Origin of the sequence: Microcystis sp. LE18-22.4A (assembly GCF_027531105.1) — a bacterium.
Lineage (GTDB): Bacteria > Cyanobacteriota > Cyanobacteriia > Cyanobacteriales > Microcystaceae > Microcystis > Microcystis aeruginosa.
This window is the reverse complement of record NZ_JAPZRB010000070.1, coordinates 1-7,125: the sequence shown is the minus strand read 5'-3', so window position 1 is coordinate 7,125 and position 7,125 is coordinate 1. Positions and strand designations below refer to the sequence as shown.

Genomic DNA, 7,125 nt, shown 5'->3' with positions numbered 1-7,125 from the left:
GTTTTCGGCCGTCCACCGGGTGAGCGCGGCAGCTATAAACAATGGGAAGAAGACAATATTGCCCCCCAGGTAGTGTTTGAAATCCTCTCTCCGAGCAATAGTGCCAGGGAAATGCTCAAAAAGCAGTCTTTCTATCGGGAGCATGGGGTATTAGAAATGTTTTTCTATGACCCAGACTCCCATGATTTCTGGGGATTGGTGCGGGCCAATCAGCAAGAGGATTTTTTCCCAGTAACGGCCTTGAATTTTCCTTGGACTTCCCCAATCCTAGGGATTCGGTTTGAGATGTTTGAAGAGGGTTTAGAGGTCTTTTATCCCGATGGGGAACGATTTAAAGACCCTGAAACCCTCTTTGAGGAACGCAACCAAGCACAACAAGAACGCGATCGCGCTTTTGCCCGATTACGGGAATTGGGCATTGACCCGACACAGTTGTGACTATAATTAATCTTCAGCGGAGATACCGTCATCTTCCACCACCGCTTCGGTGATAGGAGAGGGGGGAATTTCCGTTAAGGGAGATAAATCGGCAGGGGGGGCCACCACGCGATCGAGTTTTAGGGTTAAATAACGAATAACCTCATCACTTAAACGCATGGCCCGTTCCATGGGGGCGACTTGTTTGCCGCTGGCCTGATAATTCATCTGCACATAGACACCATCATTGAGTTTTTTGATGGGATAGGCCAGACGTTTTTTACCCCACACCTTCACTTGAATGTCTGTGGCGCTGTGTTCGGTAATCAGAGTCCGATAACGTTCCACTTGTTGCTGAACGACTTCTTCCCCTAAATCGGGACGGAGAATGTAAAGAGTTTCGTAGTTATTGCTCATCTCAGAATCCTTATGGACTAGAAGGCTTCTTTGTCAAGACCGGAGGTTAATTGATTTTCATAACTCTCTAGCTTTTAATAAAGAAGCAAGGATATATGATCATACTACTATCCGAGAGTCGATCGCTAGTCATTCCCAGAAAAATATGGCGCAACGCTATGTACGAGTGAAACATCGTCAAGGACAAATCTTCTACGGACTGTTACAGCTAAACCGTAGCGTTGCCGTCTTTGATGCCCCTCCCTGGCAAGGAGGGCAACTAACCAAGCTAGAATTAGAACCTGATAGCTACCAACTATTAGCCCCCTGTTTCCCGTCGAAAATTATTGCCGTGGGCAAAAATTACCGCGCCCACGCCGCCGAGATGGGAACACCTGTACCGGAAGAACCGCTTTTATTTCTCAAGCCACCGACGACAATTATCGCCGATGGTGAAACGATTTTTTATCCGCCCCAATCGGAAAGAGTGGATTATGAGGGAGAATTGGCATTAATTATGGGAGAAACCGCCAAAAACTGCACCACAGCCCAGGCCAGAAGTAAAATCTGGGGTTATACCATTGCTAACGATGTCACCGCTAGGGATTTACAGAAAAAAGATAGCCAATGGACGCGGGCGAAAGGATTTGATAGTTTTTGTCCCCTCGGCCCTTGGATTGTCCGGGAATTGAGTATCGGGGCGCAATTAACCACTTTTCTCAATGATGGCAGCGACCCCAAACAAAGCAGTTATCTCAGTGATATGGTCTTTCCCCCCGATGTCTTGGTGGCTTATATCTCCCAAGTGATGACCCTGCTGCCAGGGGATGTGATTCTAACGGGAACTCCCGAAGGAATCGGACCGATGCAGGTGGGGGATAAGGTTCGGGTGGAAATAGAAGGCATCGGCGTTTTGGAAAATAGCGTCTTGGCAGCAGAAATCAATTAACGATAATTAACAATCCTAGCGAAGACGGCGGGGTCTAGACTTGCCCCACCGACTAAAGCCCCGTTTATCTGCGATTGAGCCATAATTTCATCGATATTATCGGGTTTTACCGAACCACCGTACTGAATGGTTACTTCGGGATTGTCTAATTGTTGCCGAATCAAACCGATAACGCGGTTAGCTTCCTCGCTTTCGCAGGTTTCTCCCGTGCCAATCGCCCAGATGGGTTCGTAGGCGATAACGAGGTTTTTTTGGTCAACATTGACTAAACCCCCTTGAATTTGCTTGATAATTACCTTTTCCGTTTCTCCAGCATCTCTTTGGGCTTTACTTTCTCCCACACAGATAATCGGGATTAAACCTTGTTTTTGGGCAGATATAACCCTTAAATTGACGGTTTCATCGGTTTCGCCGAAATATTGCCGGCGTTCACTGTGACCGATAACCACATAGTGAACCCCAATTTCGGTTAACATATCCGCCGAGATTTCGCCCGTATAAGCCCCCGATTTTTCCCAGTGGACATTTTGCGCCCCCAAGCGAATACGACCACCGTGGAGGGTTTTAGAGAGGACAGCTAAAGCTGTGAAAGGGGCGCAAAGAACTACTTCTCGGTCGTCGGGGGTTTCATCTAGATGGGATTTAAAATCTTGCAAAAACTCCAAAGCTTCTCTCTGGGTTTTGTGCATTTTCCAGTTACCTGCAATAACAACTTTCGGCACAGCTTAATTAATTTAGTAGATTTGATAATTTATGGTACATTTTACTGTAAGCCTTTTTGTTACCCTAAGCAAGATCACCGATAATCGCTGTCTGTCGTGAGCAGATTTTTTTAATACTTTTACCTGTACCTAGGGTTTGCTGAATAAATCTAAAAACTTTGTTTGATAAGGCTTTTAGACTTTTTTGACCTCAAAAATTGCCGACCATTGGAGGGATCGGGGGTAAAATTCCTGGACTTTTTCCCTGAAAATTAGGTAACTGACCACCTCAAAATCGGTAAAACCCTACACCCTACACCCCACACCCCACACCCTGCCCCCACGAAAAACTTTTTGCCGCAAACCCTACCTATGCCCTAATCCCCTACCAAATCCTCATGCGAACCTTAGCGATCGGCGATATTCATGGTTGCTCGAAAGCTCTAGATCACTTACTAGAGATCGTCAACCCCAAACCGCAAGATACTTTAATCACCCTCGGTGATTACGTTAATAAGGGCAGAGACTCGAAAGGGGTGATCGATCGCCTGATTTCCCTACATAAACAGGGAAATTTGATTCCCCTCAAAGGTAATCACGAGATTATCATGCTGCAAGCCCGTAATAACCCCCTCAAACAGCGTCTCTGGTTAGAAAAAGGCGGTAAAGCCACCCTCAAATCCTATAGTGAAGGCCACCTAATTAAAATTCCTGAATCTCACTGGGATTTTTTAGGAAAAGTCTGTATAAATAGCTACGAAACTGCCAATCATTTATTTGTTCACGCTAGTCTCGATCCCCATCTACCCCTAGCCAGACAACCAGAATACAAACTCTTTTGGGAGAAATTTCAATATCCCGCCGCCCATAGTTCGGGAAAAACCATGATTTGCGGCCATACCAGCCAAAAAAGCGGGAAACCAGTTAATCTCGGCCATGCCATTTGTATCGATACTTGGGCCTACGGCCAAGGCTGGTTAAGTTGTTTAGATGTGGAAACGGGGAAATTGTGGCAGGTTAACCAGCGAGGAAATTTTCGGATTAGCCAGATTCAAGATTATTATCTTCCATCCTCTCTACGTCAGGACATTAAGGACGGTTCGCCGATTTTTGGCGGTTCACTCTTGTCGAGAGCGGCAGCAATAACATTTAAGGGCAAATAACTGGGGTAAACTCCCTCGCGAGCGCGTTCAATATCCGTTTCCTCTAGGGGAATTTGGTATTTAATCGCAATTGCCTTGAGGATATCGCCGCGATCGATCACTCCCGCTACGGCGGAGGCTGGTGTTAACACCGTGATCATGCGGTCTGGGATGGTTTCCAATTTTTGCACCACCGTCACTAAGGGGGTTTTTTCCTCAACAGTGGGAATTTCCGTGAGGGGATGGGCAATATCAAGCAGTTGTTTTTCTGACCAGAAACTCCGCTCGATCGCCTGTAAATCTTCCACCCGAATTAATCCCCGATAACGTCCCTCGGAAGCGGCAAAATAAGCAGTATTGGCAGCCGCTCGGTCTAAAACGTATTCCTGGACGAATTCCTCTAGGGTTTGATGGGCGTTTAAAACCCGCAAATTTCTGCTCATCACCTCTCCCGCTTGCAAATTGAGGAGACTTTCCTGTAAATTAGTCAAATTATCGTAGGCGCGGGCATTTCTGAGGATAAACCAGCCCATTAATCCTAACCAAGCACCCCCCACATCTGCCGTCAAGAGAACCAAGAAAATCCCCAAAATAATCCCCAACCAACCGATGAATTGACCACTGATCGCAGCCCAATGTAAACCCTTCCAGCGATCGCCAGTCGCTTGCCAGACCATTGCTTTTAAAATTTGACCCCCATCGAGGGGTAAACCGGGGATAAGATTAAATAGAGCCAAAAACAGGTTAATTATCGCTAAATGTCCGCATATATAAGTTAAATTGGCGTTTAAATAGGGTAAGTGACTGGCTAGGGATAAGAGACAAAACAGGAGAAAACTAACGGCGGGTCCAGCGATCGCTACTTGCAGGGCCTCGGGAGGAGTCCGAGATTCTCGATCGATCGAAGCCATACCCCCAAAGAGAAACAGGGTAATGGAATTGACCTCGATGCCTTGGCAACGAGCCATTAAACTATGACCTAATTCGTGGAGTAAAACCGAGATAAACAGCAATAAAGCGATGATTAAACCAAGTAACCACGCTAAAACAGAACTCTGGGCCGCCAGAGACTGAATTTCTGCATCAGTGGCATTGATCAAGGTGACAAAAGCCAGAATCAAAAACCACGAGGAATCAATATAGAGAGGAATGCCCAATAAAGAGCCGATTCGCCAATTTGTACGCATAATTTTCAGTGGGGGAAGTGGGGAAGTGGGGGAATGGGGAAGTGGGGAAATGGGGAATGGGGAAGTGGGGAATGGGGAAGTGGGGGAATGGGGAAGTGGGGAAGTGGGGAATGGGGAAGTGGGGGAATGGGGAAGTGGGGGAATAGGGAAGTGGGGGAATGGGGAAGTGGGGGAATTCAGCTAAAACCCGAAAACCCGAAAACCCCAAAACCCCAAAACCCGAAAACCCTAACCCCTAACCCCTAACACCTGTCCCCTTTTAGGACATTTGGAAAATAAAAGTCATTTTGTCCCCTTTACCGAGGGAAATGCGATCGCCAGCCCGGAGACGATGACGATTGCCGGGGGGTAGGGGAGTGTGATTAACGTAGGTTCCGTTAGCGCTGCCGCTGTCTTCGAGGTAATAGATGCCCGCTTCGACGCGGATATCGGCATGAACCCGGGAGACGATATCAGAATCGGGAAAACCGGAAACATCGATATCGGGGGGAATGCGATCGTTAGGTTTGCCGATATGAATTACCGATAGATGTAGGGGTAATTCAATTTTGCTATCGGTTTGCAGGTGCTGCAAACTAGCTATTTCCGTCTGTAAGCGGGTGGCAGCCCGAACCGGTGGAGGGGCAACAGGAGGAGGTGCGATCGAGGCGACGGTGGGTGTAGGGACTGGTGGGACGGGTTCAGGTTCCGATTCGGGTTGGGCTGCCACCATGGGAACGGAATTAGGCTGTAAATTGTAGCCACACTGACCGCAAAAGGTGGCATCAGTTAGGATGGTTGCCCCACAACTAGGACAGGAAGACATCCGCGGCAAGGGAGTGTAACAGGCCTCGCATTGACTGGCCTCATCGGGGTTAGTATGTTCGCAATTAGGACAAACGATCATTTTTAAGGAAAAAGTAAAAAGTAAAAAGTAAAAAAGCAGATTAGGGGTTGGGTGTTGGGGTGTTAGGGTGTTAGGGTGTTGGGGTGTTAGGGTGTTAGGGTTTTAGGGTTTTGGGGTTTTAGGGTTTTAGTTGAATTTCCCCATTTCCCTATTCCCCCATTCCCCCATTGCCCCAATCCCCTATTCCCCGATTACCCTATTCTCGAGCACAAAGAGGAACCAGCGGCCGCATCGAGTAACCAATATAATTCCCCGGCCGGGGGGTGGATGAGACGGGAAGGATAGGAGAAAGAGTCACCATAGGCAGAGAAAATCTCATGTAGAGCGGGGCGTTTACTTTCGCCGGCAGCGATAAAGATCACACAACGGGCCTGATTGATCAGGGGAACGGTAAAAGTTAAGCGGGGATTGCCGTCTTTCTCGCCGACGGTGATACAGCGATCGCTTACCGTTAAAGCTGCCGTGTGGGGAAAGAGAGAGGCGGTGTGACCATCATCGCCCATTCCCAATAAAATCAGGTCAAAAACGGGAAAATCGGGAGAATTGACCCCAAACCATTGGCGGAGATGATCATCGTATTTTTGGGCGGCCAGCTGGGGATCGGGGTCATCCGTGGGCATAGGATGAATATTAGCGGCCGGGATCGGTATGCGATCGAGCCATGCTAACCGGGCCATGCGTTGATTACTGTCAGGATGATCGGGACTAACGTAGCGCTCATCTCCCCAGAAAACGTGAATTCTTGACCAGTCGAGGGGTTGAGAGGATAAAGCCTCGTAGAGAGGTTTCGGGGTACTACCGCCGGACAGAGCGATGGTAAAATAGTCCTGTTGTTCGAGGCTGGTTGTGATTTTTTCCAGAACCAGTGCCAGAGATTTTGCGATCAGAGCTTGTTTATCAGCTAAAACTTCCACCAATTTCTGCATGGGTTTTGTTATCAACTCAGGGGGCTGTCTTTACTATAGGCTAACCATTCAGGACTCATCTGAGAGCTTGGGAAAATTTTATTCTTTGACAGCCTCTGTCTTAGGTAAGAGATACGGGGGGAAACCTAGTCTGAGAGCTTGGGAAAATTTTATTCTTTGAAAGGGATTAAGTTTACCGATACCATATTGAGGTAATATTTCTAGAGTCGATTCTCGAAGGGGGTTGACAAGCAGAACGATTTAACCATAGTGTTGGGCAGGAGGTCGAGCAAGAGTTAATTGGAAATTACAGTTTGTCAGAGTGCCTCTCGGCAAAATCCTTCTGGGAACCCCCAGCGAGAACTTTTAAACAGACTAGTCACTAACCCCGCCCTAAAAGGGACGGGGCTTGCCTAAACCAATTTAGGCGACGCAAGTAGAGACTACCGCATCGAGACACAATCTGGCACAGACCTCCGAATACTTCCCTAGTTCGGATTCCCTCTCAGCTTTATTGGTAAAGCGTTGTTAGACAAGACATC

9 protein-coding genes are annotated in these 7,125 nt (G+C 47.7%); 4 read left to right on the top strand and 5 right to left on the bottom strand.

Going from position 1 to position 7,125, the window contains the following annotated elements; all coding sequences use genetic code 11:
• The coding region (locus tag O9295_RS03095; RefSeq protein ID WP_288031610.1) for a Uma2 family endonuclease at positions 1-438 on the top strand (438 nt) is incomplete at its 5' end.
• A gap of 6 nt (positions 439-444) precedes the next feature.
• On the opposite strand, the gene rpsF is transcribed toward O9295_RS03095, so the two are convergent.
• Positions 445-834: a 30S ribosomal protein S6 gene (rpsF, locus tag O9295_RS03090; protein ID WP_004163403.1), complete on the bottom strand. Its 390-nt coding sequence runs from the start codon at positions 832-834 to the stop codon at positions 445-447.
• 145 nt (positions 835-979) lie between these two features.
• Between rpsF and O9295_RS03085 the strand changes: the two genes are divergently transcribed.
• Complete coding sequence (locus O9295_RS03085) at positions 980-1,762, top strand: fumarylacetoacetate hydrolase family protein (RefSeq protein WP_288031613.1); 783 nt, start codon at positions 980-982, stop codon at positions 1,760-1,762.
• Here O9295_RS03085 and tpiA read toward each other — a convergent pair.
• Positions 1,759-2,484 (bottom strand): triose-phosphate isomerase, encoded by a 726-nt coding sequence (tpiA, locus tag O9295_RS03080; protein ID WP_002760957.1) that lies wholly within the window; start codon positions 2,482-2,484, stop codon positions 1,759-1,761. The two genes, O9295_RS03085 and tpiA, sit on opposite strands and share 4 nt — an antisense overlap.
• A 377-nt stretch (positions 2,485-2,861) precedes the next feature.
• Between tpiA and O9295_RS03075 the strand changes: the two genes are divergently transcribed.
• Positions 2,862-3,626, top strand: a complete 765-nt coding sequence (locus O9295_RS03075; protein WP_147070243.1) for a metallophosphoesterase family protein — start codon at positions 2,862-2,864, stop codon at positions 3,624-3,626.
• Here O9295_RS03075 and O9295_RS03070 read toward each other — a convergent pair.
• Positions 3,545-4,792 (bottom strand): site-2 protease family protein, encoded by a 1,248-nt coding sequence (locus O9295_RS03070; RefSeq protein ID WP_288031606.1) that lies wholly within the window; start codon positions 4,790-4,792, stop codon positions 3,545-3,547. The genes O9295_RS03075 and O9295_RS03070 overlap by 82 nt on opposite strands.
• Here O9295_RS03070 and O9295_RS03065 point away from each other — a divergent pair.
• A complete protein-coding gene (locus O9295_RS03065) occupies positions 4,755-4,976 on the top strand; it encodes a hypothetical protein (protein WP_288031616.1) in 222 nt (73 codons plus the stop codon). The two genes, O9295_RS03070 and O9295_RS03065, sit on opposite strands and share 38 nt — an antisense overlap.
• Before the next feature lie 75 nt (positions 4,977-5,051).
• On the opposite strand, the gene O9295_RS03060 is transcribed toward O9295_RS03065, so the two are convergent.
• Complete coding sequence (locus O9295_RS03060; protein WP_147074244.1) at positions 5,052-5,678, bottom strand: double zinc ribbon and FHA domain-containing protein; 627 nt, start codon at positions 5,676-5,678, stop codon at positions 5,052-5,054.
• Between the two features lie 191 nt (positions 5,679-5,869).
• On the bottom strand, positions 5,870-6,604 hold the full coding sequence (gene pgl / locus O9295_RS03055) for a 6-phosphogluconolactonase (RefSeq protein ID WP_288031602.1): 735 nt from the start codon (positions 6,602-6,604) through the stop codon (positions 5,870-5,872).
• Positions 6,605-7,125: the final 521 nt, after the last annotated feature.